Origin of the sequence: Chitinimonas koreensis (genome assembly GCF_014353015.1) — a bacterium.
GTDB classification, from domain to species: domain Bacteria; phylum Pseudomonadota; class Gammaproteobacteria; order Burkholderiales; family Chitinimonadaceae; genus Chitinimonas; species Chitinimonas koreensis.
In genome coordinates, this window is sequence record NZ_CP060704.1 from 1,830,028 (window position 1) to 1,856,267 (window position 26,240).

At 66.5% G+C, this 26,240-nt stretch carries 31 protein-coding genes and 2 pseudogenes; 22 read left to right on the forward strand and 11 right to left on the reverse strand.

Annotation, left to right across the window (positions count from 1 at the left end; genetic code table 11):
* Nucleotides 1-17: 17 nt before the first annotated feature.
* The 10 genes and pseudogenes from H9L41_RS07985 to H9L41_RS08025 all read left to right on the forward strand — a co-directional run bounded on the left by H9L41_RS07985 (nucleotide 18) and on the right by H9L41_RS08025 (nucleotide 7,979).
* Complete coding sequence (locus H9L41_RS07985) at nucleotides 18-1,214, forward strand: toxic anion resistance protein (RefSeq protein WP_028446462.1); 1,197 nt, start codon at nucleotides 18-20, stop codon at nucleotides 1,212-1,214.
* The gene (locus H9L41_RS07990; protein WP_051319057.1) at nucleotides 1,211-2,485 is read left to right on the forward strand and encodes a toxic anion resistance protein; all 1,275 of its coding nucleotides are present in this window, start codon (nucleotides 1,211-1,213) and stop codon (nucleotides 2,483-2,485) included. Before H9L41_RS07985 ends, H9L41_RS07990 begins: the two co-directional genes overlap by 4 nt.
* Before the next feature lie 289 nt (nucleotides 2,486-2,774).
* A complete protein-coding gene (locus H9L41_RS07995; protein WP_028446463.1) occupies nucleotides 2,775-3,800 on the forward strand; it encodes a DUF475 domain-containing protein in 1,026 nt (341 codons plus the stop codon).
* A gap of 14 nt (nucleotides 3,801-3,814) precedes the next feature.
* Complete coding sequence (locus H9L41_RS08000; RefSeq protein WP_028446464.1) at nucleotides 3,815-4,387, forward strand: TerD family protein; 573 nt, start codon at nucleotides 3,815-3,817, stop codon at nucleotides 4,385-4,387.
* Between the two features lie 37 nt (nucleotides 4,388-4,424).
* Nucleotides 4,425-5,002 (forward strand): annotated as a pseudogene (locus H9L41_RS08005) (TerD family protein).
* A gap of 10 nt (nucleotides 5,003-5,012) precedes the next feature.
* Nucleotides 5,013-5,594, forward strand: coding sequence for a TerD family protein (locus H9L41_RS08010; protein ID WP_028446466.1), 582 nt, complete (start codon nucleotides 5,013-5,015; stop codon nucleotides 5,592-5,594).
* A gap of 70 nt (nucleotides 5,595-5,664) precedes the next feature.
* Nucleotides 5,665-5,799 carry a hypothetical protein gene (locus H9L41_RS25645; protein WP_308419627.1) on the forward strand — a complete coding sequence of 45 codons (135 nt, stop codon included), beginning with the start codon at nucleotides 5,665-5,667 and terminating at the stop codon, nucleotides 5,797-5,799.
* Nucleotides 5,799-6,251 carry an LOG family protein gene (locus H9L41_RS08015; protein ID WP_308419628.1) on the forward strand — a complete coding sequence of 151 codons (453 nt, stop codon included), beginning with the start codon at nucleotides 5,799-5,801 and terminating at the stop codon, nucleotides 6,249-6,251. The genes H9L41_RS25645 and H9L41_RS08015 overlap by 1 nt, the downstream gene beginning before the upstream one ends.
* A gap of 334 nt (nucleotides 6,252-6,585) precedes the next feature.
* Nucleotides 6,586-7,686: a histidinol-phosphate transaminase gene (hisC, locus tag H9L41_RS08020; RefSeq protein ID WP_028446468.1), complete on the forward strand. Its 1,101-nt coding sequence runs from the start codon at nucleotides 6,586-6,588 to the stop codon at nucleotides 7,684-7,686.
* Between the two features lie 29 nt (nucleotides 7,687-7,715).
* Nucleotides 7,716-7,979 (forward strand): hypothetical protein, encoded by a 264-nt coding sequence (locus tag H9L41_RS08025; protein WP_028446469.1) that lies wholly within the window; start codon nucleotides 7,716-7,718, stop codon nucleotides 7,977-7,979.
* Nucleotides 7,980-8,149: 170 nt separating this feature from the next.
* On the opposite strand, the gene H9L41_RS08030 is transcribed toward H9L41_RS08025, so the two are convergent.
* Both H9L41_RS08030 and rimI read right to left on the reverse strand, forming a co-directional pair.
* Nucleotides 8,150-9,052, reverse strand: a complete 903-nt coding sequence (locus H9L41_RS08030; protein WP_028446470.1) for a uracil-DNA glycosylase — start codon at nucleotides 9,050-9,052, stop codon at nucleotides 8,150-8,152.
* A complete protein-coding gene (gene rimI, locus H9L41_RS08035) occupies nucleotides 9,049-9,519 on the reverse strand; it encodes a ribosomal protein S18-alanine N-acetyltransferase (protein ID WP_028446471.1) in 471 nt (156 codons plus the stop codon). Before rimI ends, H9L41_RS08030 begins: the two co-directional genes overlap by 4 nt.
* A 378-nt stretch (nucleotides 9,520-9,897) precedes the next feature.
* Between rimI and H9L41_RS08040 the strand changes: the two genes are divergently transcribed.
* Entirely contained in the window at nucleotides 9,898-10,302 is a 405-nt protein-coding gene (locus tag H9L41_RS08040; protein WP_157461995.1) for a hypothetical protein, read from the forward strand.
* Between the two features lie 69 nt (nucleotides 10,303-10,371).
* Here H9L41_RS08040 and tsaB read toward each other — a convergent pair whose 3' ends face one another.
* Entirely contained in the window at nucleotides 10,372-11,058 is a 687-nt protein-coding gene (tsaB, locus tag H9L41_RS08045) for a tRNA (adenosine(37)-N6)-threonylcarbamoyltransferase complex dimerization subunit type 1 TsaB (RefSeq protein ID WP_028446473.1), read from the reverse strand.
* 241 nt (nucleotides 11,059-11,299) lie between these two features.
* Nucleotides 11,300-11,710 (reverse strand): thioredoxin TrxC, encoded by a 411-nt coding sequence (gene trxC, locus H9L41_RS08050; RefSeq protein WP_187523750.1) that lies wholly within the window; start codon nucleotides 11,708-11,710, stop codon nucleotides 11,300-11,302.
* Nucleotides 11,711-11,753: 43 nt separating this feature from the next.
* Here trxC and H9L41_RS26095 point away from each other — a divergent pair.
* The 6 genes and pseudogenes from H9L41_RS26095 to H9L41_RS08075 all read left to right on the forward strand — a co-directional run.
* Nucleotides 11,754-12,068, forward strand: a pseudogene (locus H9L41_RS26095) (helix-turn-helix domain-containing protein); the annotation flags it as partial.
* A gap of 188 nt (nucleotides 12,069-12,256) precedes the next feature.
* Nucleotides 12,257-12,931: a CerR family C-terminal domain-containing protein gene (locus H9L41_RS08060; protein WP_051319059.1), complete on the forward strand. Its 675-nt coding sequence runs from the start codon at nucleotides 12,257-12,259 to the stop codon at nucleotides 12,929-12,931.
* Nucleotides 12,921-13,880, forward strand: a complete 960-nt coding sequence (locus H9L41_RS24450) for an HlyD family secretion protein (RefSeq protein WP_034607086.1) — start codon at nucleotides 12,921-12,923, stop codon at nucleotides 13,878-13,880. The genes H9L41_RS08060 and H9L41_RS24450 overlap by 11 nt, the downstream gene beginning before the upstream one ends.
* Entirely contained in the window at nucleotides 13,877-14,860 is a 984-nt protein-coding gene (locus tag H9L41_RS08065) for an ABC transporter ATP-binding protein (RefSeq protein ID WP_084300300.1), read from the forward strand. Before H9L41_RS24450 ends, H9L41_RS08065 begins: the two co-directional genes overlap by 4 nt.
* A gap of 250 nt (nucleotides 14,861-15,110) precedes the next feature.
* Nucleotides 15,111-16,358, forward strand: coding sequence for a glycosyltransferase (locus H9L41_RS08070; protein WP_051319060.1), 1,248 nt, complete (start codon nucleotides 15,111-15,113; stop codon nucleotides 16,356-16,358).
* Between the two features lie 426 nt (nucleotides 16,359-16,784).
* Nucleotides 16,785-17,921, forward strand: coding sequence for an ABC transporter permease (locus H9L41_RS08075; RefSeq protein WP_028446477.1), 1,137 nt, complete (start codon nucleotides 16,785-16,787; stop codon nucleotides 17,919-17,921).
* A gap of 258 nt (nucleotides 17,922-18,179) precedes the next feature.
* Here the strand turns inward: H9L41_RS08075 and H9L41_RS08080 are convergent, their stop codons facing one another.
* The 6 genes from H9L41_RS08080 to H9L41_RS08105 form a co-directional block, all read right to left on the reverse strand.
* Nucleotides 18,180-18,422: a GlsB/YeaQ/YmgE family stress response membrane protein gene (locus tag H9L41_RS08080; protein ID WP_028446478.1), complete on the reverse strand. Its 243-nt coding sequence runs from the start codon at nucleotides 18,420-18,422 to the stop codon at nucleotides 18,180-18,182.
* 95 nt (nucleotides 18,423-18,517) lie between these two features.
* Complete coding sequence (locus tag H9L41_RS08085) at nucleotides 18,518-19,036, reverse strand: hypothetical protein (RefSeq protein ID WP_028446479.1); 519 nt, start codon at nucleotides 19,034-19,036, stop codon at nucleotides 18,518-18,520.
* A 71-nt stretch (nucleotides 19,037-19,107) separates the two neighbouring features.
* On the reverse strand, nucleotides 19,108-20,133 hold the full coding sequence (locus H9L41_RS24455) for a tetratricopeptide repeat protein (protein WP_265583962.1): 1,026 nt from the start codon (nucleotides 20,131-20,133) through the stop codon (nucleotides 19,108-19,110).
* Nucleotides 20,134-20,218: 85 nt separating this feature from the next.
* Nucleotides 20,219-21,322 carry a D-alanine--D-alanine ligase family protein gene (locus tag H9L41_RS08095; RefSeq protein WP_051319061.1) on the reverse strand — a complete coding sequence of 368 codons (1,104 nt, stop codon included), beginning with the start codon at nucleotides 21,320-21,322 and terminating at the stop codon, nucleotides 20,219-20,221.
* 70 nt (nucleotides 21,323-21,392) lie between these two features.
* Complete coding sequence (locus H9L41_RS08100; RefSeq protein ID WP_028446482.1) at nucleotides 21,393-21,788, reverse strand: VOC family protein; 396 nt, start codon at nucleotides 21,786-21,788, stop codon at nucleotides 21,393-21,395.
* Between the two features lie 96 nt (nucleotides 21,789-21,884).
* Nucleotides 21,885-22,124, reverse strand: a complete 240-nt coding sequence (locus H9L41_RS08105; RefSeq protein WP_084300304.1) for a helix-turn-helix domain-containing protein — start codon at nucleotides 22,122-22,124, stop codon at nucleotides 21,885-21,887.
* A gap of 212 nt (nucleotides 22,125-22,336) precedes the next feature.
* Between H9L41_RS08105 and H9L41_RS08110 the strand changes: the two genes are divergently transcribed.
* The 5 genes from H9L41_RS08110 (at nucleotide 22,337) to H9L41_RS08130 (ending at nucleotide 25,425) form a co-directional block, all read left to right on the forward strand.
* The gene (locus H9L41_RS08110) at nucleotides 22,337-22,579 is read left to right on the forward strand and encodes a hypothetical protein (RefSeq protein ID WP_028446484.1); all 243 of its coding nucleotides are present in this window, start codon (nucleotides 22,337-22,339) and stop codon (nucleotides 22,577-22,579) included.
* Nucleotides 22,580-22,684: 105 nt separating this feature from the next.
* A complete protein-coding gene (locus H9L41_RS08115; RefSeq protein WP_051319062.1) occupies nucleotides 22,685-22,978 on the forward strand; it encodes a hypothetical protein in 294 nt (97 codons plus the stop codon).
* A gap of 222 nt (nucleotides 22,979-23,200) precedes the next feature.
* Entirely contained in the window at nucleotides 23,201-23,848 is a 648-nt protein-coding gene (locus tag H9L41_RS08120) for a RipA family octameric membrane protein (RefSeq protein WP_157461997.1), read from the forward strand.
* 50 nt (nucleotides 23,849-23,898) lie between these two features.
* On the forward strand, nucleotides 23,899-24,063 hold the full coding sequence (locus H9L41_RS08125; protein WP_187523751.1) for a hypothetical protein: 165 nt from the start codon (nucleotides 23,899-23,901) through the stop codon (nucleotides 24,061-24,063).
* 99 nt (nucleotides 24,064-24,162) lie between these two features.
* Nucleotides 24,163-25,425, forward strand: a complete 1,263-nt coding sequence (locus tag H9L41_RS08130) for a hypothetical protein (RefSeq protein WP_157461998.1) — start codon at nucleotides 24,163-24,165, stop codon at nucleotides 25,423-25,425.
* 124 nt (nucleotides 25,426-25,549) lie between these two features.
* Here the strand turns inward: H9L41_RS08130 and H9L41_RS08135 are convergent, their stop codons facing one another.
* Nucleotides 25,550-26,227, reverse strand: a complete 678-nt coding sequence (locus H9L41_RS08135) for a Type 1 glutamine amidotransferase-like domain-containing protein (protein WP_028446486.1) — start codon at nucleotides 26,225-26,227, stop codon at nucleotides 25,550-25,552.
* Nucleotides 26,228-26,240: the final 13 nt, after the last annotated feature.

The following is a 26,240-nucleotide window of genomic DNA, read 5'->3' on the forward strand; positions in this document are numbered from 1 at the left end:
TCGCCGATAATGCCGCCATGGTGAAGACCTTTCACGACGTGAATCGCCCGGCTCCATCCGAGCCGGCCGCCGATCCCGCGATCCGCACCTTCCACGATCAGGCCCCGAAGCCCGCCGCGCCGGCTGCGGCAGGCCCGGCCGCCATGTTCCCGGCCGGCGCAACGTCGACCACGCCCGCTGCGCCGCAGGGCACCGCACCTGCGGCTGCCGCAGCGCAGGCTGCCGCAGCCGTCCAGACCTTCCACCACCTGCCCGCCCGCGAGGCTGCGCCGCGACCGGTGCCGCCGCGCGTGCTGTTCGCCGATCGCGCGGTGACCGCCGAGGCGATCGACGCGCAATGGCGCGAAGCGACCCGGGCCGCGCTGGCCGACTGCGATTGCGCCGATTTCACGCCCGACGACCCGACCCTGCAGCGTATCCGCATGATGGCGGCCGAGATCCGCTTCGACGATGCGGTCTACCAGACCCGCTACGCCTCGGACGTGGCCGAGACGCTGCGCCAGCTGCAGGACGAGCTGGCCCGCAAGATCGGCGACGGCGCCATCGGCCGGCTGCAGGCGGCCAGCCGGCGCATGCTCGAGATCGTGCGCGGCATCGACCTCGATGCGCTCGACAGCCATTCGGTCAGCGGCCGGCTGGCCGACTGGTGGAAGGGCCGCGACGCCCGCCGCGCCGCGCTGCGGGCCGAGTTCGAGGCTGCCGGCGGCGCGATCGAGCGCGAGATCGCCGGCACCCGCGCCGACCTGGCCGCGCTGGGCCAGCGGCTGGCCGAGTTCGGCACGCTGTACGCGCGCAACGAGACGGTGTTCGAGCTCCTGACCGTGCACCTCGCGGCGGCCCACCTGCGGCTGCGCCAGACCGAGGCCGAGCTGCCCGCGCGCCGCGCCGCGCTGGCCGGCGTGACCGATCCGTTCGCGCGCCAGGCGGTCGACGCGCTCGAGGACGCCGCCGCGCAATGGCGGCGCAAGCTCGACAACCTGCGCCTGCTGCGCCACACCACGCTGCTCACGCTGCCGCAGCTGCGGCTGACGCAGCGCAACCTGCACGCTACGCTCAACCGGTTCGGCGATATGATCGACGTCCTGTTGCCCGCCTGGAAGCAGCAATTCATCACCGCGCTGGCCCTGCCCGAATCCGACGACGGCAGCCTGTTCGATCGCCTGGTCGAGATTCAGGCCAGCCTGCGCAAGCCCATGGAGGAGTTGTTCAAGTGACGTTCAAGCCGATCTCCGCTCACCAGCTCGATCAGCAGCAGTCCGCGCCCGCACCGGTGGCGCAGCCCGAGCCGACGCTGTCGCAGTCGGTTCTGCCGGTCGCCGCCGCGCCCATCATGCCGCCGCCGCTGCCGATGGCGCAGCCGGCCACGGCCGCCGGCCTGGCGTCCGCCACGCTGGCCCAGGGCGATCCGATCGCCGCCGCCATCGCCGCCCGCCGCGACGAGCTGGTGCAGGCCGGTTCCGACCCGGCCGAAGTCGAGCGCAACGTGCGCCAGATCCTGTCCGGCTTCGATCCGCGCCAGCCGCAGGCGGTGGTCGGCTTCGGCAAGGCGGCCGGCGAGAAGGTCGCGCAGTACTCCGACGACATGCTGGCCCAGGTGCGCAGCGGCAATATGGAAGGCGTCGGCGACAAGCTGACCGAGATCGTGGTGCTGGCCAAGGGCGTGAACCTGTCGGACCTGCGCGAGAGCGGCTCGAAGATCCCGCTGATCGGCGGCCTGATCGACAACTTCAAGCTCAAGAAGGAAAAGCTGCTCGGCCGCTTCGAGACGCTGGCCAAGCAGATCGACAAGATCGTGGTGGAGATCGACGGCCAGCAGCAGAAGCTGGTGCGGCGCACCCAGGACCTGGAGAAGGTCTACGCGCTCAACGTGCAGGAATACTACGGCCTGTCCAACCACGTGATCGCCGGCGAGGTGAAGCTGGAGGAGATGCGGGCTGAGCTCGACGCGATGCGCGCCCGCCCCGATGCGGCCGACCCGATGCAGGCGCAGGCGATCGCCGACTTCGCCGACCTGATCCAGCGCTTCGACAAGCGCGTGCACGACCTGCGCGTGATGCAGACGGTGGCGGTGCAGACCGCGCCGATGATCCGGCTGGTGCAGTCGAACAACCAGATGCTGGTGGAGAAGTTCCACAACATCAAGGCGCTGACCATCCCGGCCTGGAAGAAGCAGTTCACGCTGGCGATCGCCCTGATCGAGCAGAAGAAGTCGGTCGAGCTGGCGACCAAGATCGACGACACCACCAACGAATTCCTGCGCAACAACGCCGAGATGCTGCGGCAGAACAGCCTCTCGACCGCGCGCGCCAACCAGCGCGCGATCGTCGACATCGAGACGCTCGAGTCGGTGCAGAGCACGCTGATCTCGACCTTCGAGGAAGTCGCCCGCATCCAGGCGGACGGCGAGCAGAAGCGCGCCGACGCGGCGGTGCGGCTCGGCCAGATGAAGCAGGAACTGACCACCCGGCTGGCCGGCAAGATGTAAGGCCCCGTGTTTCCTGCCATCGCCAGTCGTTTCAGCATGAATGCGTACGAAGTGCGAACGAGCGCCAGCGAGGCTCCCTCTGGTCCACCCCGTCGGCGGTCCCCCGCAAAGTCTTCGACGTCGCGGGGGACCGCCGACGGGGAGCCCGGGGCGGCGAGGGCGGGGTGAATCAGGGAGAGCCATTGCCTATGAGTCCACGCGGACCGTTGGCGCCCGGCTTTGCCGGGGCCTGTGCTTCAGATTATTGACAACTAACGCCTGCAATCGACAGGCTCGCTAAGGGAGCTGCATGTCTACTCTGTTCCGTTTCTTCAAGGGGTCCTTCCTCTTCTCCGCGGCCGGCCTGATCGCCGCCTGGATGCTCGGCGGGCCCAAGGCCGCCTTCATCGCCGCCATCCTGTCGGTGCTCGAGGTCTCGCTGTCCTTCGACAACGCGGTGGTCAACGCCACCGTGCTCAAGGACATGGACGAGGTCTGGCGCAAGCGCTTCATCACCTGGGGCATGCTGATCGCCGTGTTCGGCATGCGGGTGGTGTTCCCGGTGCTGATCGTGGCGGTGATCGCCCACCTCAACCCGTGGGATGCGCTGATGCTGGCGGTCGGCAAGCCCGACCAGTACGCCGCCACGCTGACCTCGGCCCACGTGCTGGTGGCCGGCTTCGGCGGCGCCTTCCTGATGATGGTGTTCCTCAAGTTCTTCCTCGACCGCGAGAAGGACGTGCATTGGATCGCCGTGATCGAGAAGCCGCTGACCAAGATCGGCCGGGTGCAGGCGGCCGAGATCGCGGTCTGCCTGACGGCGGTCTACCTGATCTCGACCTGGCTCGGCGCGCACGAGCGCATCGAGTTCATCCTGGCGGCGATCGCCGGCGTGGTCGCCTACATCGTGGTCGACGGCTTCGCCGCGCTGCTCGAGACCGAGGAACCGGGCGACGCCGGCATGGTGGCGCGCACCGGCCTGTCGGCCTTCCTCTACCTCGAGGTGCTCGATGCCAGCTTCAGCTTCGACGGCGTGATCGGCGCCTTCGCGCTGTCCAACAACATCTTCATCATCGCCATCGGCCTCGGCATCGGCGCCATGTTCGTGCGCTCGCTCACCATCATGTTCGTCGAGAAGGGCACGCTCGAGCAGTTCCGCTACCTCGAGCACGGCGCCTTCTACGCGATCGGCGCGCTGGCCACCATCATGTTCGTCGGCACCTTCCATGAAATTTCCGAGGTCGTCACCGGTCTGATCGGCGCCGGCTTCATCGGTCTGGCACTGGTGTCGTCGATCCATCACAACCGCAAGGCCGCGGCTGCGGCCGTGGCCTGAACCAGGAGGCATCCATGGCGATCAACCTGAGCAAGAAGCAGACGATCAACCTGAGCAAGGAGAACAAGCGCCCGCTGGCCGGCGTCAGCATGGGCCTCGGCTGGGACACCAAGGGCGGCCTGTTCTCGATGTTCTCCGGCGACATCGACCTCGACGCGTCCTGTGTGCTGATCGACGGCGCCGGCAAGTGCGAGGCGGTGTGGTTCCGCCGCCTGCACCTGCCCGACAACTCGGTGCGCCACTCGGGCGACAACCGCACCGGCGAGGGCGCCGGCGACGACGAGACCATCACGGTGCAGTTCGACCGGCTCGACGCGCGCTTCCAGCACCTGGTGTTCACGGTGAACAGCTTCACCGGCCAGCGCTTCGACAAGGTGAAGAACGCCTACTGCCGCGTGGTCAACGACCAGGGCGTCGAACTGGCGCGCTACGACCTCAGTAACGAGGCCGCCGGCAGCCATACCGGCCTGATCCTGATGAAGGTGAGCCGCGGCGCCGACGGCGACTGGCATTGCACCGCGATCGGCCAGCCGGTCGACGGCCGCACCTGGCACGACATCGAGGCGCAGGCGCTCAAGCTGATCTGATCCCGACATCCCCATCCCGACATTTCCGGAGAAACCGATGGCAATCAACCTGACCAAGGGCCAGGGCATCAACCTGGCCAAGACCGCCCCGGGCCTGAGCCGCATCCGCATGGGCCTGGGCTGGAACCGCAAGCAGGGCGGCGGCACCGACTTCGACATCGACTGCTCGGTGTTCGTCTGCCGGCTCAACGCCGCGGGCGAGCCCAAGCTGATCTCGGACGCGCACTTCATCTTCTACAACAACCTCTCCACCCGAGCGGCGGCGTGGTCCACAAGGGCGACAACCGCACCGGCGTGGGCGAGGGCGACGACGAGACGGTGCTGGTCGACCTGGCCAAGATCGATGCCGAGGCGGCCGAGATTTCCTTCATCGTCACCATCCACGAGGGCGCCGAGCGCGGCCAGAACTTCGGCCAGGTCGACAACGCCTACATCAAGCTGTACGACGACGTGACCGGTGCGGTGGTGGCCGAGTACGACCTCGACGCCACCTTCTCCAACGAGACCTCGGCGCAGTTCGGCTCGCTCTACAAGAAGGACGGCCAGTGGCACTTCAAGGCGGTCGGCGCCGGCTACCGGCTGTCGCTCGGCGACTTCGTGGCCGGCTACCAGTAAGGCGACGGCCATGGCGATCCAACTGAGCAAGGGGCAGGGCATCAACCTGTCCAAGAGCGCGCCCTCGCTCAAGCGGGTGCGCGTCGGCCTGGGCTGGGACGCGCCGGCGCTGTACAACGGCCAGCCGTTCGACCTCGACGTATCGGCCTTCGTCTGCCGGCTCAATGCGGCCGGCGAGCCCAAGCTGATCTCGGATTCGCACCTGGTGTTCTACAACAACCTGGCCACGCCCAACGGCGCCGTCGCCCACAGCGGCGACAACCGCACCGGTGCGGGCGAGGGCGACGACGAGACGCTGCGGGTCGACCTCGGCAAGATCGACGCCGACGCGGCCGAGATCTCCTTCGTGGTGACGCTGCATGAGGCGGTCGAGCGGCGGCAGAGCCTGGGCCAGATCAGCAACGCCTTCATCCACCTGTACGACGATGCCACCGGCGCGCTGATCGCCGGCTACGCGCTCGACACCACCTTCTCGAACGAGACGGCGGTGCAGTTCGGCTCGCTGTTCCGCAAGGACGGCGAATGGCACTTCAAGGCGGTCGGCGCCGGCTACCGGCTGTCGCTCGGCGATTTCGTCGCCGGCTACCAGTAGGCGTCGGCCGACGAGGCCCGGCCGTGGCATTGCCGCGGCCGGGCCTGTTTCTTTTGGAGGAAAGCAGCACATGAAATCGATCTGCGTATTCTGCGGCGCCGCCTTCGGCAAGCGCGAGGTCTACCGCGACGCCGCGGCCGAGCTGGGCCGCACGCTGGCGGCGCAGTCGCTGCAACTGGTCTGGGCGGCGGCCGGGTCGGCCTGATGGGCGTGGTGGCCGATGCCGCGCTGGCCGGCGGCGGCAGCACGCTCGGCGTGATCCCGGCCTTCATGGTCGAGAAGGAGCTGGCGCACCCGGGCTCGACCGAGATGATCCAGGTGGACAGCATGCATACCCGCAAGGCGCTGATGGCCGAGCGCGCCGACGGCTTCGTCGCGCTGCCGGGCGGCTTCGGCACGCTGGACGAGCTGTTCGAGATCCTGACCTGGGCGCAGCTGCACCTGCACGGCAAGCCGATCGGCCTCTTGAACGTCGCCGGCTATTTCGACCCGCTGCTGGCCTGGGTGCGCCATGCCGAGGCCGAGGGCTTCGTCCGCAGCGGCCACCTGTCGCTGTTCGTGGTGGCCGATACGGCCGAGGAACTGCTCGACAAGATGCGCGCGCACCGGGCGCCGGACGGCGACTGGAGCGCCAAGGTGGCGTTCGCGCGCGGCTGAGCCTGCCTTGCCCGCAGGAATGCGCCTTGCAGGAGCGGCTTCAGCCGCGAATGGGCGCAGGAGCGCTGCCGGCCATTCGCGGCTGAAGCCGCTTCTGCAAGAGGCCTACTGGTTCTCGTAGGTCGGACTTCAGTCCGACGGCGCCGTCGATCGAAGTCGCTGTCGGACTGAGGTCCGCGACCTACCGCTCGCATCGCGTGTCGATCGACGGCAGTCGCGGTAGCGACCGATCGACCTGTGTCATCGCCGCGGTAGGCGCCCGCAAGCCCGCTTCCCGCGCCGCGCGCGGCTGCCCTATGCTTCGGCCTCTCTCTACCCATCCGACCGAAGCGCCATGTCCCTCGCCGACCTCGCCCCCGCCCACATCCGCGCCATCGCGCCCTACCAACCCGGCAAGCCGATCGCCGAGCTCGCGCGCGAGCTGGGGCTCGACGAGGCCGGCATCGTCAAGCTCGCCTCCAACGAGAACCCGCTCGGCCTCGGCCCCAAGGCGCGCGCCGCGATGCTGGCCGCGGTCGACGAGCTGGCGCGCTATCCGGACGGCAACGGCTTCGCGCTCAAGGCGGCGATCGCCCGCCGCTTCGCGGTCGAGCCCGAACGCATCGTGCTCGGCAACGGCTCGAACGACATCCTCGAACTGGCCGCGCGCACCTTCCTGGCGCCGGGCGACTCGGTGGTGTACTCGCAGTATTCGTTCGCGGTCTACCCGCTGGCGACGCAGGCGGTCGGCGCGCGCGGCATCGAGGTGCGCGCGGTCGAGTACGGCCACGACCTCGACGCCATGCTGGCCGCCATCGAGCCCTCGACCAAGCTGGTGTTCATCGCCAACCCGAACAACCCGACCGGTACGCTGTGCCGGCCCGGCGACCTGGTCGAGTTCATGGAGCGCTGCCCGCCGAACGTGCTGGTGGTGCTGGACGAGGCCTACAGCGAATACCTGCCGGCCGAGAAGCGCATCGACTCGGTCGCGCTGCTGCGCCGCTTCCCCAACCTGATCGTCAGTCGCACGCTGTCCAAGGCCTATGGCCTGGCCGGCCTGCGCATCGGCTTCGCGCTGGCCGCGCCCGAGGTGGCCGACCTGATGAACCGCGTGCGCCAGCCGTTCAACGTCAACAGCCTGGCCCAGGCCGCCGCGGTGGCGGCGCTGGACGACCTCGACTTCCTGCGCGAGACGGTGCGCGTCAACCGCGCAGGCATGCAGCAGCTGACCGAGGCCTTCGTGCGGCTGGGCCTGCCCTTCATCCCGAGCTACGGCAACTTCGTCACCTTCCACGTCGGCGACGGCGCGCTGCTCAACCGCTACATGCTGGAACGCGGCGTCATCATCCGGCCGCTGGCGAGCTATGGTATGAGGGACAGCCTGCGCGTCTCGATCGGCCTGCCGCACGAGAACGCGCGCTTCATCGAGGTGCTGGAGGCGGCGCTGGACGGCTAGCGCCGGGCGGGCCACGACGGGAGTCCATCATGGTGTATGCGTTCTGCTTCGAGACCAACACGTTGCACTGCTTCCGCAGCGAGCGCGAGGCGGCCGAGCATTGCCGCGGCCAGGGCGGCGACTGGCAGCTGTGCGACGAGGCGGGCAGGGCGCTCTGCCCGGCTGGCTTCGCGCCGCGCGCGCGGATGGGGCTGCTGGCGGCCCACCTGTGGCTGGCCGATGCGCACGAGGTGGGCGGGGTGCTGCACGTGGCGGTGCCGGCCGATGGGCTGCACCTGTTCGGGCAGGCATGACATCGCCGTAGGGCGGGCCAGGGGTTGCCCAAGTGCTTGCCTCTGCGTGGGCAGGTGAGGCGTGCCCACCCTGCCTGTCGGATCGTTCACCGCGGAGGACGCCGAGGCCCTGCATCCCGGCTGCCCTCCGCGTCCTCAGCGGTAAAACGCTTCGATCGACCGTCTTCCGTTCAACTGCCGGTATCGGCCTGGCGGTTCGCCGAGGTGGCCAGCATCCGGCGCGCCAGCAGCAGGTCCTGCCAGGCCTTGATCTTGTCGGGCATATTGCGCAGCAGATAGGCCGGGTGGTAGCTGACCACCACCGGCACGCCGCGGTAGTCGTGGCGCTTGCCGCGCAGGCTGGCGATGCTGGCCTCGCGGCCGAGCAGCGTCTGCACCGCGAAGCGGCCGACCGCGAAGATCACCTTGGGCCGGATCAGTTCGACCTGGCGGTGCAGGAAGGGCGCGCACAGCGCCAGCTCGTCCGGATTCGGATTGCGGTTCTGTGGCGGCCGGCACTTGAGCGTGTTGAGGATGAAGGCGCCGTCGCGGCGGTTCAGGTCGACCGAGGCCAGCATGCTGTCGAGCAGCTTGCCGGCCTGGCCGACGAAGGGCTCGCCCAGCCGGTCCTCCTCGGCGCCGGGCGCCTCGCCGACGATCAGCCAGTCGGCCTCGGGATTGCCGACGCCGAACACCGTGCGGTTGCGCGACTTGCACAGGCTGCAGGCGGTGCAACTGGCCACGGCGGCCTGCAGTTGCTCCCAGTCCATCGCCGCGATGGCGGCCGCGCGCTGGTCGCGCTCGACGCTGCCGCTCGCGGCGGCGACCGCGGCCGGCGCCGGGGCGGGCGCGCTGGCCGGGATCACGGTCTGGCGCATCGGCCGCGGCGGCGGTTCCGCGGCAGCGGGCATTGCGATGGCTTCGGCCGGCGCCGCGGCGGTTTCGGCCCGGGCCGGCTGCGCGGCATCGTTCGAGGCGGCGGCGTCGTTCGATGCGGCCACGCGGGCGCGCTCGGCCGCGACCAGATCGCGCCGCACCCACAGCGGCAGCAGGCCCAGTTCGTCGAGCACGAGCTCCTGTCTTGCCTCGCTCATCGTCCCCCCTCGTCCAGCGTCAAGGTCATCAGCACCGCGTCCTCGCGGCCTTCCTCGGCCCGATAGTAACCGCGCCGCAGCCCGGTCTCGACAAAACCCATGCGCCGGTACAGCGAGCGCGCCGCCGCGTTGCCCTTGCGCACCTCGAGCAGCAGCACCGCCGCGCCGCGTTCGCTCGCTTCGTCAGCCAGCTGCTGCACCAGCTGGCGGGCGATGCCGCGGCGCTGCCAGCGGCTGCCGACGCCGAGCGTGAGCAGCGAGGCTTCGTCGAGCACCTGGCTGACGACGGCGAAGCCGACCACCTCGTCGCCGATGGTCGCCACCCAGCCGCGATGGCCGTCGGCCCACGATTGCAGGAACTGCATGGCGGTCCAGGGAAAGGACTGCAGCTCGGCCTCGAGCGCGGCCATGGCCGGCAGGTCGGTTTCGAGGATGGGGCGGAGGAGGGCGGGGGACGGGGTGGTCACGGCGGTTTGAAGGGCGTTATGCACAGTTGGGTGAGTCGGCGGTGCGAGTGCTTGATTGAATCATCGCGGCATGGCGAGCTGAACGATCCTGCGCGGGAGATGCGGCCTCACCCTCTCCGTCCGGGAGAGGCCAGGGCGAGGGACGCCAGTTCAGGATGGAAGGCGGGTCAATGAATGCTCAACCGGCGCCCTCGCCCCGACCCTCTCCCGGTGGGCGCGGGGCTAACCAGCCAATGCGATCCAGCACGGCAAATCAAGCACTCCAGTCCTAAAAAGGCTTAGGAAAAAATTACGACTATCGTAGGGAAAGTATGCGCATGACATTGAATTCATTGCCCATAATCCGGACCGATATCACTACTTAATCATTCTCTTACCATGCTTACTCGAAGCGTCGGTCTGGCCATCGTCATCAATCTCGACTATCTCAATCTGCCCTACGACACCTGTCGGATGATGTGGGTGATGATCGAGAACGCCATGGTGCGCGCCGGCTTCATCCTCGACGGCCGCGAATTCGTCGCCATGAACGACCCGGCGGCGTCGGACCGCGCGCGCCAGGTGCTCAAGGCGCTCGAGCCGACCTTCGTCTCGCTCGGCTACAGCATGTTCGACGCGGTGCGCGAGTTCTACTGCTACGACCTCGCCTCGCGCGTCGACCTCAACATGGTCGGGGCCGCCGCCGAAGTCGAACTGGTCGATTCCAGCGAGGTCGAGGTGGTCGAACTGCCGGCCGGCGCCGGCCTCGATACCTTCGGTTTCAAATCCTTCCCGCTGCGCTGAACGCCCGCGCATACGGTTTCACTGTCTTCCCCGATGCCCGGCTCGTGCCGGGCATCGCCGTTTCGGGCTTCAGATCGGCTTCGGCGGGCGTTCGCTGGTCTTCAGCGCCACCTTGTCGCGGATGTAGAGCAGCTCGAGCCGGTCGGCGGCCACCGCGCGGCCGGCGGCGAACTCGCGCTGCGCCAGCCGCAGCACGCCGCGTGCGTGCGGAAACGCCTCGGCATCGGCCGCGGCGAGCTGGCTGCCGTAGCGCTGGCGCAGCGCGTCGCCGGCCACCTTGAAGCCGCTGCCGACGCCGTGCCAGCTACCGCCGGGCAGCTCGGGCAGCGCGTCGGGGCCGCACACCGTGGTCGCCACCACTTCCTTCCAGTCGTCGCCGTCGCGCTCCAGCGCCGCCAGGTAGAACTCGCCCATGCGCGCGTCGAGCGCGGCCAGCACGCGCGGCCCGGTCTGCTCGGCGGCCAGCGCGGCCAGGGTGTTGATGCCCACGGTGGGGATATCGAGGCCGAAGGCCAGGCCCTGGGCGATGCCGCAGCCGATGCGCAGGCCGGTGAAGCCGCCGGGGCCGATCGACAGCGCCAGGCCGTCGAGCTGGCCCAGCGCGATGCCGGCTTCGGCGACCAGGCGGCGGATCTCGGGCAGCGTCAGTTCGGCATGGCGCTGCTGGGCCAGCCAGTCGCGCGCCAGTACCTGGCCGTCGCACAGCAGGGCCAGCGAGAGGTATTCGGTGGAGGTGTCGAGCGCGAGCAGCTTCATGGCGGGAACGGGCGGGGAAGCCGCGGATTCTAGCACGCGGCGCCGGCCGGCCCGCCCGGGCCGGTTTGCCCTGGAGTGCGCCACGGCCCGCAAGCCTGGAGCGATGGGCGGCAGCGTCCCGGTAGGAGCGGCTTCAGCCGCGAATTGGCAGTCCGTGGCACGGTCGGCGATTCGCGGCTGAAGCCGCTCCTGCGGCGCGTACCGCCACGTTCGCGATCCCATCCCGGGCGTCTGCGATCGCTCAGGACAGCTGCTCGTCGAGCCAGGCCAGCAGTTGCGCCGCCGGCAGCGCGCCGGACATGCGGGCGACCTCGCGGCCCGCTTCGAACAGCAGCAGCGTCGGCACGCTGCGGATGCCGAAGCGCTGGCTGGCGCGCGCGGCCTGGTCCGAGTCGACCTTGACGAAGCGCACCGCCGGCCGCTGCCGCGCGGCTTCGGCGAACTGCGGCGCCATGCTGCGGCAGGGGCCGCACCAGGTCGCCCAGAAGTCGACCAGCACCGGCCGGTCGCTGGCGGCAAGGAATGCGTCGAGATTGCCGTCGTCGAGCGCGATCGGCGCGCCGGCGAGCAGCGCGGCCTTGCAGCTGCCGCAGCGCGGGCCGTCGTTCAGGCGGGCGTCGGGGATGCGGTTGGCGGTGCCGCAGTGGGGCAAGTCAGTTGCATGGCGGGGTCCGGGCTCGGGCGATGGCTGTTAGATGCGGCCGGACCGGCCGGGTTGCAAGCGGGCCGGCCCGGGCCGGTCGCCCGGTGGCCTGGCCGAGCAGGCCATCGCGGCGGCGGCGGCCGAGCGCGGACCGGTGAGCGTCGCCGCGCTGGTCGAGCAGCTCGGCATCACCGAGCGCGGCTTGCAGCGCCTGTTCGGCAACTACGTGGGCGTCTCGCCGAAATGGGCGATCCAGCGCTTCCGGCTGCAGGAGGCGATGGCGCGGCTGGCCGAAGCCGAACCGCCGCCGCTCGCCGAGCTGGCGCTGGGCTTCTTCGACCAGGCCCATTTCAGTACCGCGTTCTCGAAGCGGGTCGGGCAGACGCCGCAGGAATACCGGCGCTCCCAGCAGGCCTGGCCTGGCCATTCCGCGCCGGGCCGATCCGGCCTCGGCGCATGGCGGCCAGCCCCGGCCCGGCTCTCGAGCGAAGCCGAAGAACTTGCGGGTGGAAAAGTTTTTCCAAATAATATGGAAAAGTTTTTCCAGAACCTGCCATGTTCCAGGCCACCGAACCCCCACCCAAGCACGCCGTCGGCGACGAAACCCGCCAGGCGCTGCTCGACGCCGCCACCCGGGTCTTCCTCGAAGCCGGCTTCCGCGCCGCGCGCGTGCGCGATATCGCGGTCGCCGCGGGCGTACGGCTGTCGGCGATCAACTACCACTTCGGCGGCAAGGAAGGGCTCTATCTGGCCGTGCTGCAGCATCACGCCCAACTGGCGCTGCAGCACGCGCCACTGCCGAGCCCGGCGCCGGGCGAGCCGCTCGAGCTGCGCTTCCGCGCCTTCGTGCGCGCGCTGGTGGCGCGCATGCTCGACCCGGCCAGCCCGTCGCGCATCGCCAGCCTGATGGTGCGCGAGGCGGCCAACCCCACGCCGGCGCTCGACGTGATGTTCGAGCGCTTCACCAAGCCGCAGTCGGCCGTGCTGTTCGGCATGCTGCGCGAGCTGTTCGGGCCGGCCGCCGAGCCGGACCTGATCGCACGCGCCGGCATCGGCGTGGTCGCACAGAGCATGGTCTACGTCGGCATGCGCGCGCTGGTCGACAAGGTGCGGCCCGGCTTCTACCAGCGGCCCGACGGCGTGGCCGAGCTGGCCGAGCATATCGCCACGTTTTCCTGGGCCGGGTTGCAGGCGCTGGCGCGCGAGAGGAGCGAGCACGATGCGAATTGAATGGATGGCGCCGGCCCTGCTGCTGGCCCTGGCGGGATGCGGGCGCGACGAGCCGGCGGCGTGGCACGGCTACGTCGAGGCCGAGCCGGTGCGGCTGGCGGCGCCGGTCGGCGGCCGGCTGGCGGCGCTGGCGGTCGAGCGCGGCGATACGGTGGCGGCCGGCCAGCCCTTGTTCCGGCTCGAGCAGGACAGCGAGCGCGCCGCCGTCGGCGAGGCCGCGGCGCGGGCCGAGCAGGCGCGCGCGCAGGCCGACGACCTGGCCAGCGGCAAGCGGCCCGACGAGCTGGCTGTGACCGCCGCCGGCCTGGCCGCCGCGCAGGCGGCGCTCAAGCAGTCCGAATCCGACCTGCGCCGGCAGGGCGAGCTGGCCCGCGCCGGCTTCGTCTCCGGCGCCCATCTCGACGCCCTGCGCGCGCGGCGCGACGCCGATGCGGCCAAGGTGACCGAGATGGCGGCCCAGCTGCGCGCCGGCCGGCTGGCCGGCCGCGAGGCGAGCCGCGCCGCGGCGCAGGCCGGCACCGCCGCGGCCGAGGCGCAGCTGGCGCAGCGGCAATGGACGCTGGCGCAGAAGACGGTGGCGGCGCCGCTGGCTGCGCGGGTGGAGGAACGCTATTACCGGGTCGGCGAATGGGTGCCGGCCGGCAGCCCGGTGCTGAGCCTCCTGGCGCCCGGCGCGGTGAAGGCGCGCTTCTGGGTGCCCGAGCCGGCGCGCGCGCGATTGCGGCCCGGCAGCAGGGTGAACCTGGCCTGCGACGGCTGCGGCGCGCCGGTGGCCGCCACGGTGCGCTACGTGGCGCGCGAGGCCGAGTTCACCCCGCCGCTGATCTACAGCAAGGAGAACCGCGCCAAGCTGGTGTTCCTGGCCGAGGCGACGCCGCTGGCGGCGGCCGACGCCGCGCGGCTACCGCCCGGCCTGCCGCTCGACGTGACGCCGGCGGCGGCGCCATGAGCGGGCATGTCGACCCGGCCATGGGCGCGCCCGAGCGCCAGGCGAACGCCGACGACGTGATCGACGTGGCCGGCCTGACCAAGCGCTACGGCGACAAGACGGTGGTCGACGGCCTCAGCATGCGGGTGCGGCGCGGCGAGATCTACGGCTTCCTCGGCCCCAACGGCTCGGGCAAGACCACCTCGATCCGCATGATGTGCGGCCTGCTCACGCCTGACGCCGGCCAGGGCCATACGCTGGGCTACGACGTGGTGAAGGAGGCCGCCGCGATCAAGCGCGAGGTCGGCTACATGACGCAGCGCTTCGGCCTCTACGACGACCTCAGCATCCGCGAGAACCTCGATTTCGTCGCCCGCGTCTACGGCATGGACCGGCGCCGCGAGCGGGTCGACCAGGCCTTGAGCCGGCTCGGCCTCGAGGGCCGCCAGAAGCAGCTGGCCGGCAGCCTGTCGGGCGGCTGGAAGCAGCGGCTGGCGCTGGCCGCCTGCATGCTGCACGAGCCGCGCCTGCTGCTGCTCGACGAGCCCACCGCCGGCGTCGACCCCAAGGCGCGGCGCGACTTCTGGGACGAGATCCACCACCTCGCCCGCCAGGGCATCACCGTGCTGGTGTCGACCCACTACATGGACGAGGCCGAGCGCTGCCACCGGCTGGGCTACATCGCCTACGGCCGGCTGCTGGCGATGGGCACGCCGGCCGAGCTGGTGCGCGGCTCGGCGCTGTCGACCTGGACCATCGCCGGCGAGGGCGCCGGCGAGCTGGCCGATGCGCTGGAAGCCGCGCCCGGCGTGGAGATGGTGACGCGCTTCGGCAATGCGCTGCACGTCAGCGGCGCCGACGAGGCGCGGCTGGCCGCGGCGGTCGCGCCCTACCGCGAACGGGCCGGCCTGCGCTTCGAGCACGGCGAGCCGGCGCTCGAGGACGTGTTCATCCACCTGATGCGGCAATCGGCCGACAACTTCCCGGGCGGCGGGCGATGAGCGGCGTGCGCGATTTCGGCCGTCGGATCATTCATCGCAATGGCCGCGATGGTCGGCAGCGCCTTCGTAGGAGCGGCTTCAGCCGCGAATCGTCGATTGCGGCCGCCCAGCCATTCGCGGCTGAAGCCGCTCCTACGGTGCCGCGCTCGTCCGGTACTCGGTTTCCCTTGGCGGGCCTTCGCGTCCTGGGTGGTGAAAATGCCCGCATGAACGCTCGCGTTCCGCCGAATTCCATTTCCAAGCTCCCCGCATGCACATCCTGATCTCCTGCGTCGGCAGCGCCGGCGACGTCTATCCCTTTCTCGCCATCGGCCGCGCGCTCAAGCAGCGCGGCCACCGTGTCGAGCTGCTGACCTCGGCCTGGTTCCAGCAGCGGGTCGAGGCGGCCGGCCTCGGCTGCATCCCGCTCGGCACGCTCGACGACTACCGCAGCAGTGTGGACGACCCCGACCTGTGGCACCCGCGCCGCGCCTTCGCCACCGTGTGGAAGCACGTCGAGCCGCAGCTGCGCGCCGGCTACCGGGCGCTGGCCAGGCGGGCCGGGGCCGATACGGTGCTGGTCGGCAGCACGCTGGCCTGGCACAGCCGGCTGGCCGAGGAAAAGCTGGGCCTGCCCGGCGCCACCGTGCACCTGTCGCCGAGCTGCCTGTTCTCGGCCCAAGAGCCGCCGGTCTGGCCCGGCATGGGCTGGCTCGGCCGGTTGCCGCCGTGGGCCGCGGGCGCCCTCCAGTCGGCGGTGGAGCGGCTGGTGCTGGACCCGGTGGTACGGCCCGGCATCAACGAGATCCGCGCCGAGCTGGGCTTGCCGCCGGTGCGCCGCATCATCAGCCGGTGGAGCAATTCGCCCGGCCGCGTCATCTGCGCCTTTCCCGACTGGTTCGCCGCGCCGCAAGCGGACTGGCCGCCGCACACCGTCACCACCGGCTTCCCGCGCTGGGGCGCCGCCGCCGGCGCGGTGCTCGATCCGGCGCTGACGCGCTTCCTGCGGGACGGTCCGCCGCCGATCGGCATCACGCCGGGCTCGGCCATGGCGCACGGCCGCGATTACTTCGCCCGCGCGCTGGCCGCCTGCGACGCGCTCGGCCGCCGCGCGGTGCTGGTCACGCCCTACCGCGACCAGCTGCCCGAGCGGCTGCCGCCGTTCGCCCACCACGTCGCTTACGTGCCGTTCGACCTGCTGGCGCCGCGGCTGGCGGCCTTCGTCCACCACGGCGGCATCGGCACGCTGGCGCAGGGCCTGGCGGCCGGCGTGCCGCAGCTGGTGGCGCCGTTTGCCCATGACCAGTTCGACAACGGCGTGCGGCTGGCGCGGCTCGGCGCCGGCGCCTGGCTGAAGCCCGATGCCAAGGTCGGCGACTGGGCCCGCACGCTGCGCGACCTGGTCGCCGATCCGGCGGTGGCGCATGCCTGCGCCGAGCTGGCGGCGCGGATGGGCGGCGCGGAGGCGGCGCCGATGCGCATCGCCGAGATGATCGAAGCGCTGCATCCGGCGGCGTAGCCGCCGCTGTAGGAGCGGCTTCAGCCGCGAATGGCGGACGCCGGGCACGGCCGCCATCCCGTAGGAGCGGCTTCAGCCGCGAATGGGGGAGGTGGCACGACCGCTATTCGGTAGGAGCGGCTTTAGCCGCGAATGGTGGAAGCGGCACGGCCGCTATCCCGTAGGAACGGCTTTAGCCGTGATTGGGTGGATGTGGGCACGGCCGCCATTCGCGGCTGAAGCCGCTCCTACAAAACCCATGCGGCCGTCTGGCGAGGACGCGTGTGCAAGGAATCATGCCGCGCATCCGGGGTAGGTCGGAATTCATTCCGACGGCGATCTTTGCCAAGGGTGCTGTCGGGATGCCCGATAGAACGGGGCAGCCCCTGAATTCCGACCTACAGGAACGACAGCCCGGCGACATAGAAACGCAACGAAGGACGCACCATGCACGCCAGCTTCAGCCCCGGCCGCCTGATGGCCATCATGCTCAAGGAATTCATCCAGCTGCGGCGCGACCGGCTGACCTTCGCCATGATGATCGGCATCCCGCTGATCCAGCTCACGCTGTTCGGCTTCGCCATCAATGGCGATCCGAAAGGGCTGCCGACGGTGGTGGTGGCCGAGGAGCAGGGCACCTTCACCCGCTCGCTGCTGGCGGCGCTGACGCACTCGGGCTACTTCAAGGTGCTGCGCGCCGACGCCAGCGCCGCCGAGGCGTCCGACGCGCTGGCGCGCGGCGAGGCGCAGTTCGCGCTGACCATCCCGGCCGGCTTCGAGCGCGGCCTGGTGCGCGGCGAGCGGCCGGCGCTGCTGCTCGAAGCCGACGCGACCGACCCCTCGGCCACCGGCAACGCCATCGCCGCGGTGCAGCAGCTCACCAACACCGCGCTGGCCCACGACCTGGCCGGCCCGCTGGCGCCGCTGCGGCCCGGCGAGACGCCGTTCGAGCTGCGCATCCAGCGCCGCTACAACCCCGAGGGCATCACCCAGTACAACATCGTGCCGGGCCTGATGGGCGTGATCCTGACCATGACGATGATCATGATGACGGCGCTCGGGGTGACCCGCGAAGTCGAGCGCGGCACCATGGAAAACCTGCTGGCCACGCCGGTGCGGCCGCTCGAGGTGATGGTCGGCAAGATCGCGCCCTACATCCTGATCGGCTACGTGCAGGTGACGGTGATCCTCTTGGCCGCGCGCTTCATCTTCGCCGTGCCCTTCGTCGGCAGCCTGGTGCTGCTGCTGGGCTGCGTGCTGCTGTTCATCGCCGCCAACCTCACGGTCGGCATCACCATCTCCAGCATCGCGCGCAACCAGACCCAGGCGATGCAGATGACCTTCTTCTTCTTCCTGCCCTCGATGCTGCTGTCGGGCTTCATGTTCCCGTTCCGCGGCATGCCGGCCTGGGCGCAGGTGATCGGCGAGGCGCTGCCGCTCACGCATTTCCTGCGGCTGATCCGCGGCGTGATGCTCAAGGGCAGCGGGCCGGCCGAGCTGTGGCCGAATGTGTGGCCGCTGCTGCTGTTCATCGCGGTGGTGATGGCGGTGGGGTTGAAGCGGTTCAGGCGGACGCTGGATTGATGAAGATGCAGATGCGGAGCGGAGTGGAGAGATGCCGCTTGGAACCCCTCTCCCACCGGGAGAGGGGCAGGGGTGAGGGAGCGACGATCCAGAAGTAAATGTCGGCTGTGGAGCGCTCCACGGCCGCTCCCTCACCCCGGCCCTCTCCCGGTGGGAGAGGGGGAATGGCAGCGAAGCTAGAAACGGCATCGGCTTCCACCTCGCTCATGAGCGCGATGGAAGCCGACATTGGATTGCTCCCTGCCGGAGGATCGGCCGCTAGCGCTTGATCAACCGCACCAGGAACAGCAGCACGACCGCGCCGATGGTCGCCACGATGATGCTGCCCAGCAGGCCGCCGCCGCCCGATGCCCCGAAGACGCGGAACAGGAAGCCGCCGAGAAAGGCGCCGACCACCCCGACCACCAGATTGCCGATGAGGCCGAAGCCGCCGCCTTTGACCAGCAGGCCGGCCAACCAGCCTGCGACCAGGCCCACGATCAGGAACCAGATAAAGCTCATTTTTCATCCCTCCGTTTGGTGTTTGCGAATCGCCGGATGACGTTAACAGGAAATGGAGCCGGCCGCTGTTCGAGAGGGTGACAGAATGGGTCGAGTCAGGAGATTTCCGCGGAGGGCGTGCACCAGGCGCCCGACTCGAGAAATGGGGTCACGACTTGGCGCTTTACGACCCCGCTTGCTGCGCGCCAACCGGAAGATTGATCGCGAACCTCGATGCTGGTGTGCATCGCATCCGGGCCATAGGAGATGTTCACCCTCATTTCACCGGAATTGAACGGAACCGAATACATGCCTATGGCGTATTTTTGCGCGCCGGACGAATTGGCGTGGATGCTGAAGGTGAAATACTTGTCGTAGGGTACGTAGATCGTATCGTTCACCCCGGTGGAGAAGAAAGCCAGGCGCTGTATGCCCTTGCATTCGACCGGATCTTTGTATATCGAAATCGTGGCATAGGTGCCGCCTTGCGTCAGGAACTGCACCTTGCCCGGATTCGCTGGCGCTGCCGTTCTGGCGAATTGAGCCATGGGTGTTCCGCAGCCGGCGAGCAGCAGGGCAGCGAGAATGGTGGGGATTGTTTTGATTTTCATGATTTGAAGGAAGTGGGGGACCATCGAGATCTCCGGGCCATATTTAGGCCAGAGATCGGGAGATAAACTCGAATCGAGTCGTTTGGATCACAACCTCACCATCCCGACGGCCATCCGCCTGGCGGGGGCTGCAGCTTGGTTTTGATGAACGCAAGGTATTTTGGATTCTCACCGTCGAAGAGCTTCTTGCCCTCCTGCAGATAGGCTCGGGCGAGTTCATCTGCGGCCCGATCCATATTGCCGAGCTCGAACTGCGCCTGGCCCAGTCTCATATGGATGAATGGATTGCCGACCGCGCCGGGACAATGCATGGCATCGGATAGCGCCTTCTGTGCATATTCATGGCTGCCCGCCAGGAAATGGGCATCGCCGATGGCCGTCAGCGGCCAGGTACAGGCTTCCCAATCGGTGATCGGCTCGGGCAGGAGCTGGAGCGCTTCGATGTATTTTTCGACGGCTGCCCGGTATTGGCTTTTCTCGACGAGCGCATCGCCGGCCTTCGAGAGCCGGACGATTTTTTCGTGCACTTCGTTCGGGAGTTCCATGGGGGCCGCCTCGGCCATATGGCCGGAAATCAGGACGAACAGTGTTGCAGCAAGAACGTACATTCGACGCATCAGATTCTTCTTTTCGACCTGGATGGATGAGCGCCATTCGGAATCCAGGTATTCAAGGCCTGGTTCTCGGCACGGCATAAATTCATTGCCCGGTATACCGACGTCTTTCTTGCTGCTTGTCCGCATCCCGCGCTTCGATTTCGAAATGATTGTCCCAGTAGGGATTCCGCCCCGCAGCCATTGCCACAGGCTGGAAACAGGATAGACCAGGAAAAAGGCCAGCCCCCAGCGCTCGTATTGGCCGACATGCACGAATTCATGCGCACGCAATCGATCGAGCATCGGCTCGTTCAGCCCGAGCACGACATGGCCGAAGGTGATGGCGCCGAAGGGAAAATCGACCGCGCGCGCATCGCGCCGCAGCGCGACCTCGAGCACGCCCGACCGGGTCCGCGCCGTGCCGCCGAGCAGCAGCGCCAGGCCGGCCAGCACGAGGCCGACCGCCGAGCAAGGTGCGGCCCAGGCATAGCGGATGATCCGGAGCGGTCGGGCGGCGCGATTCATGAAGAAGTCCACGGGGGCCGGCGGGACGGGCGCGTTTCATCAGCCCGTCCTGCGCGGCGGTGTGCAGGGCCTGGAAGCGCGGCGCTCAGGCGCGCGCCAGCGCCTGTTCGACGAGGCGCGTCACCTGCTTGTCGATGCTGATTCCCGAGGCTTCGAACATCCTGGGATACAGGCTGATCGAAGTGAACCCCGGCAGCGTGTTGACCTCGTTGATGAACAGTTCGCCCTGTTCGCCGAGGAAGAAATCGACGCGCGCCAGCCCGCGGCAACTCAGCGTCTGGAATGCCTCGACCGCCATCGCGCGGATGCGGCTGGCGGTCTCGGCCGTCAGTTGCGCCGGGACTTCGACCGTCGCGGGGCTGTTGTCGGCGTACTTGGTGTCGTAGTCGTAGAACGCATCCTGGGTCCCGGTCATGATCTCGCCGACCACCGACGCCACCGGCCCCTGGGCGGTCTCCAATACGCCGCATTCGAGTTCGCGGCCGACGATGCGCCGCTCGATCAGCACCTTCTCGCCGTGTTCGCGCGCGCCCGCCAGCGCCCGTGCGAACGACGCCTCGTCGTCCGCCGGCGCGGTGCCGATCGACGAGCCGAGCGATGCCGGCTTGACGTACAGCCGCGGTCCGAGGTCGCCGCTCAGGGCCTGCCAGGTGGGCGTCGGCTTGCCCGCGACGTGCAGGTGGTAGGGGACGACGGGCAGGCCGGCATCGCGCAGCAGACGCTTCGTCACCTCCTTGTCCATCGTGAGGGCGCCGGCCAGCACGGTCGCGCCGACGTAGGGGACGCCGCAGGTCTCGAACAGCCCTTGCAGGCAGCCATCCTCGCCGAACGGCCCATGTAGGGCGGGGAAGGCGACGTCGATACGCGGCAGTCCGCCTGCATCGGGCGCGCCGTCGCGGGCGATCAGCTGGCCGGCGCCGCCGGGCGCCAGCGCGACCGCGCAGGCATTCGGGTCGACATCGCGATGGAACGTCTCCCCCGTCAAGGGCATGTGGCGCCAGGTGCCGGAGCGTTCGATCCCGATCGGCACGACCCGGTAGCCGGCGCTGCGCAGCGCCGCATGGATGGTCGCTGCCGACCGCAGCGAAACGGCGTGCTCCGCGGAGCGGCCGCCGAAGAACAGGCCCACCGTGATCGCTTGGTTGGTTTGGCCGTCGGGCGACGACGGCAGGATCTGAGTCGATTGCATGTGATTTCCTCGTTGGTCGATGGCCGCGTCGCGGGCCATTCCGTCTGATGCAGATATGCCCTATGCGGGTTCAGTCTTCCGGCGCATGGCAGACGACGCAGAGCTTGTTGCCGTCCGGATCGCGGAAATAGGTGCCGTAGTAATGCGGGTGATATTCGGGCCGCAGGCCGGGCAGGCCTTCCGATGTGCCGCCGTGGGCCAGCGCGAGCCGGTGAGCCTCGTCGACCTGCGCGCGGCGCTCGGCCATGAAGGCGGCCATCTGCCCGTTGCCGGGCTGGTGCGGCTGCTGGTCGTAGGGCCGGCCGATCAGGAACAGCGGGCGCGGGCCGCCGGCCGTCTGCCAGCCGGCCCAGGGGCGGCTGCGGTCGCAGAAGCGCGGCTCGATGCCGAGGCAGTCCATCAGGGCGCTGTAGAACGCGAAGGCGCGGTCGAAGTCGGTGATGCCGATGAAGAGGTGCGAGAACACGGGGTTGCCCGGGGTTTGGATGGCGGTTGCGCGTTCAATGTGGGTGGTGGCCGGGGTAGGTGGATTGCCTGTTCGCCCGACGTTTGCGGTGCTTGGCTAGAGCTTGTAGGCCGATGGGGCCAGCAGTTCCATGACGTCGCGATTCAGGGTGGATGCCAGGGTTGCGAGCACCATGAGCGAAGGATTGACCACCGCGCGTTCGATTCGGCTCACATAGCTTCGGTCCAACCCGGCCTGCAGGCTGAGTTCTTCCTGAGACAGCCCGGCGTCGCGGCGCAGGCGCCTAAGGTTGTGCGAAATATCGCGTCGCAGCGTTTCGTAATCACGGCTTTCCATAGGTGCTAAGGCTGATACCTATGGGGCCATCAAACCACGGACAAAAATCCTCCTTGTGGGACTATAGTCCCAATTTGTAATATATGATCCACGAAATAGGAATCAGGTAGGAGAAATGCGGCTTCCGGTGGTATCCGGCAAGCGGCGTTGGTAGTGGTGGGCGTGGATGGAGTTGGGCATGAACTGGCTGCACCGCTGCGACATGGCTCCAAATGGCTGATCTCGATCCGCCCGGCTGCTTTCCATTGCAGATCGGCAAGCTGGCTGAGATCGCGTTCCTGCTGCGGCAGTACGCCTTGTTGATCGACCACTGCCACGAACCGGGACCGAGCGATCCGCTCGACTGCGGGGACTTGCTGATGCGTTTGGCCGGCCAGCTCGATGCGGTGATCGGCGAACTGCTCGATCCGTGCGCAGCCGGCCGGGCAGGGGAGGGCGCAAGGCTCGACGGCTAGCGGAATGCCGCCGTAGGCGGCGAGCGCCGCTCTGGCTCCCGGACCTCATTGCAATAGCGGCCAGGTGGCCGATTCCAAACAATCACAACGACCACGAGGAAAACCATGCAAGCCGATCAGCCGTCGTTCTACACGCCCGAATCCCTGTTCACGCCCTCGTCCGCCGCGCCGCCCGGCATCCCCTACGACGCGCTGGTCTGCGCCCTCGACCGCGCGCGGGCGGTGCTGACACTGCTGTCGCAGCAATTCGACGGTGGCAGCTGCGACCGCCTCGGCGACGAAATCCTCGCGTTGGTGGTGGATGATGCGATGGGCAATGTGAAGCTGGCGCGGAAGATGGTGGAGTTTGCCGAGGAGGAGTTGCGGCTGAGTCGTATGGTGCGGGGCGATCGCTCGTGAGCTGCTACCAAATGGAGAGGGTTTGTTACGTGCTGTGTAACCTATTCGTAGTGCCGATTGATTGCGTGCAAGCTATCCAATCTGCCTATATTTAATGTGGACTCTGGCTTGGCCACAGATGGTTGGCAGTGAACAGTGTCGAGTTTGTTATGCGGTAGTTGGCATTATCATGCTGCACTGAGTGCAGTCCAATTTACGCTAGGCACTTCGAAGGATCATTTAATGGCTGAACTAGAAAAGGATGAGAATCAACAGCCCGGCAATTCAATTGCTGTTGGTGTTGGTGTTGTAGTCAACAACTCATCGGATCAAAACGAGGAACACCCAGATGTTTCCGCACTTAAGGCACTATTTAAGACAACACTTGAAACCAGAAATTTCGAAATCTCAATGTTGGTTCAACGAAACAACTTTTTCATGATATTTCAAGGTGTGCTTTTTGCTGGGCTAATTCAGTCGTCACACCAAAAGCCTATTGTTAGCTTTATGGTTTGCCTCGCTGGATTCTTGGTTTCATTTTTTCAAATTAAAATGGCCGCCGGAGCTAAATTCTGGCAAGAATATTGGGAGCAAGCTCTCCATAAAATTGAGGGCGAGTTGCTCCGGAGTATGGATGCCCGAAAGAGTGGGCGTCGTTATAAATTCCAACTCTTCCATGATGAGATACATATCTATGAAAAGATGGTTCGCGATAGGCTAAAATGCAATGGAGACGGTTTCATTAATAGACTTATTATGAGCCGCTACTCGGTTAGCAGGGTTCCAATATATGTTGCAATTGTGCTTGCAGCTATTTGGTTCACTCTTGTCCTGTGTACGTTGCGCGCATATCCACCACTTGCCATTCCTTCATTTATTGTTGGCTTCTAAATTTTGGCTAACTTTTCGGTCAATGTTAGCCCTATTTGGACGAAGTAGAGATGAACCAAGCCGAAGCCCACTACTCGGACGCCTTGGTTGGGGAAGGTCACTATGAAGAGCATGAAGATTTCTATCTATGTGTTGCTCAAGAGGCGGGATTCAATGGGTGGGAGCTGGATCGCCTTCTCTTTAATTTTCGGACGGAAGTTGAAAAAGGCGCTTAGCCTAACCCCATCCACCGATAGGGCTCGCTGTGGTAAGCCGGTTCACGCCTCTCATGTAAAAATTCTCATGGACACCCTCTCACCTAAAAAGAATAGCTCATGGACATTTATGATTTCTTATGGCTGATTCCAGTCGTGATACTTGCGCTTGTAGTGATGATGCTCCTGCGTAGGCGCAGTAAGCTTGGGCAGCAAGTGGCGGACGTTGTGCCGACTACACTAGCACCGGTTGCTATTTCGTCAAAAGCCGCAACTGAACAATTAGCGCGTCCGAATGCAATCGTCATCGGAACAAGTCCAAGAGAGCCAATGGTAACTATCAAACATATCGTCTCTCCTAATGAATTCGGGTCGGTGAAGCCGTTAGATGCACGTAGTAAGGTAGTTATCGATCGCCTTAGCCCCATGTTGCAAGCTGCGCCATCCTTGTTGGTGGCTCAACAAGCCTCTGGCAAGCAACTCATGGAAGTTGTCGTCAATGGCAATCTGGTCGTGGCCGCTGACGGTAATGGGCTCCGTGCCTTCGTCGTGGGACCCACTGGCATCAAGGAGCAGGCTCGACTGTTCGACGTGAACAACCTTCAAAGCATGATCAATGCCGCCGCAATCTGGCAGATAGCCTCTGTATTGGTTGCCCAAAAGCATTTAGCGGATATCAGCAGCAAGCTGGAAGAAATCAAGAAAGGTGTGACTGCAATATCAAAGTTCCTGGACAACCAACGAAAGGCTCGCATTAGCAGCACTTATGAATACCTCGGTCAGGTCTACGCGGTCCTACAGCGTGGTGAACTTTCGGAAGCGACCAGGCATCAGCTGGAATCTTGCGAGCGCGATCTGATTGAGATTCAGGAACACCTTTTAGCAGAGTATCGGCAAAAAGCTGACGCAAAGGTTGAAGACAGTAAATGGGGTACACAGGAAATTTGTAGAGGTATTGGAATGAAACTGAACGAACTTGATCTGCTTGCACAGGACATTGCGGTTTGTTTAAAGACACGGATCGCGGCTTGGCACGTTCTGACACTTTTCCCCGGAAGCCTGCATCTGAAGACGGCTCGTAAAGAGAGTATCCAAAAATCAATTCTGGCGTTTGTCAGGCTTGGTCCGTACGGCCGAGATAAAATCCAAACAGAAATCTCTTCTATTGATTCAATTTGGAATAGAAGAGAGACGCTCAAATCACGCAAAAGATCCCTTGAGGACAAGAATACCACCACAGCTCAGAATTTATCGGACCTTTCCAAGCAGGGATTGGAACGGATTCGGAAGAGTGAACATGTAATGCTTGAGGCAAGTCATTCCATTCATTTGCTGCTGCAGATCGAAGATGGCGTGGTCATCGGTGCCGGGCAGAGAGCGTAAAAACTAGGTAGGATAGGCACGTTTCATATGCCCACGCGATAATTGTTCCAATTTACAGCCGGGTAGGGTGGGCACGTTTTATGTGCCCACGCGGTATCAGCCGCATTCAAATCTGCAACCGGTTTCAGGGTATCGCAACTTGCCTAAGTAATTTCCAATGCCCCTCGGAAACGACTTCGACGGTGCCATCCATCACCTTAATAGCCGTCTGATCGTCAATTGCATAGGACGGCACAGATATCGTGGCAGCCAGCTTCTCCAGATTAGCCATGGAATTGTCTGGAAACCCTTCATAATCCAGATGCGGCAAAATGGCAAAATCGAGTAACCCCAACGATTTATCGCTATCGGCCGGCAGCGTATGGCCACCGTAGGTCGTGCCGAAGCGGGTCATGATCATGCTCCCCGCGCTGAGCCCCACATAGACCGTCTTTTGCAATAGCGACGGCAGCAGGTCTGCCAGTCCGGATTGCCGCATCCAGTAGCTCAGGTATTGGCAATCGCCGCCGCCGACCAGCAGGGCATCGGTCTCCTGCAGCATGGGCATCCAGAGTTCCTGCTTGATGCTGGGCAGCGCGGTGAGCTCCAGCAGGCCCAGGGACTTCCACCCCAATTCGCAGAACGGATCGCCCAGCGATCCATTGATCACCCTTCTTGCGATATCGCCGCCATTGGGCAAGGCATAGATGGCCGTCGGGATAAAAAGGGCGCTCGCCTCGGCGATCGGCTTGCCCAGGAGGTCGACCAGCGCATTACGAATACTCGCGTTGCTGATGCCGGCGGAGGTGAGGAGCAGTTTCATGCTTTTCCCGCAT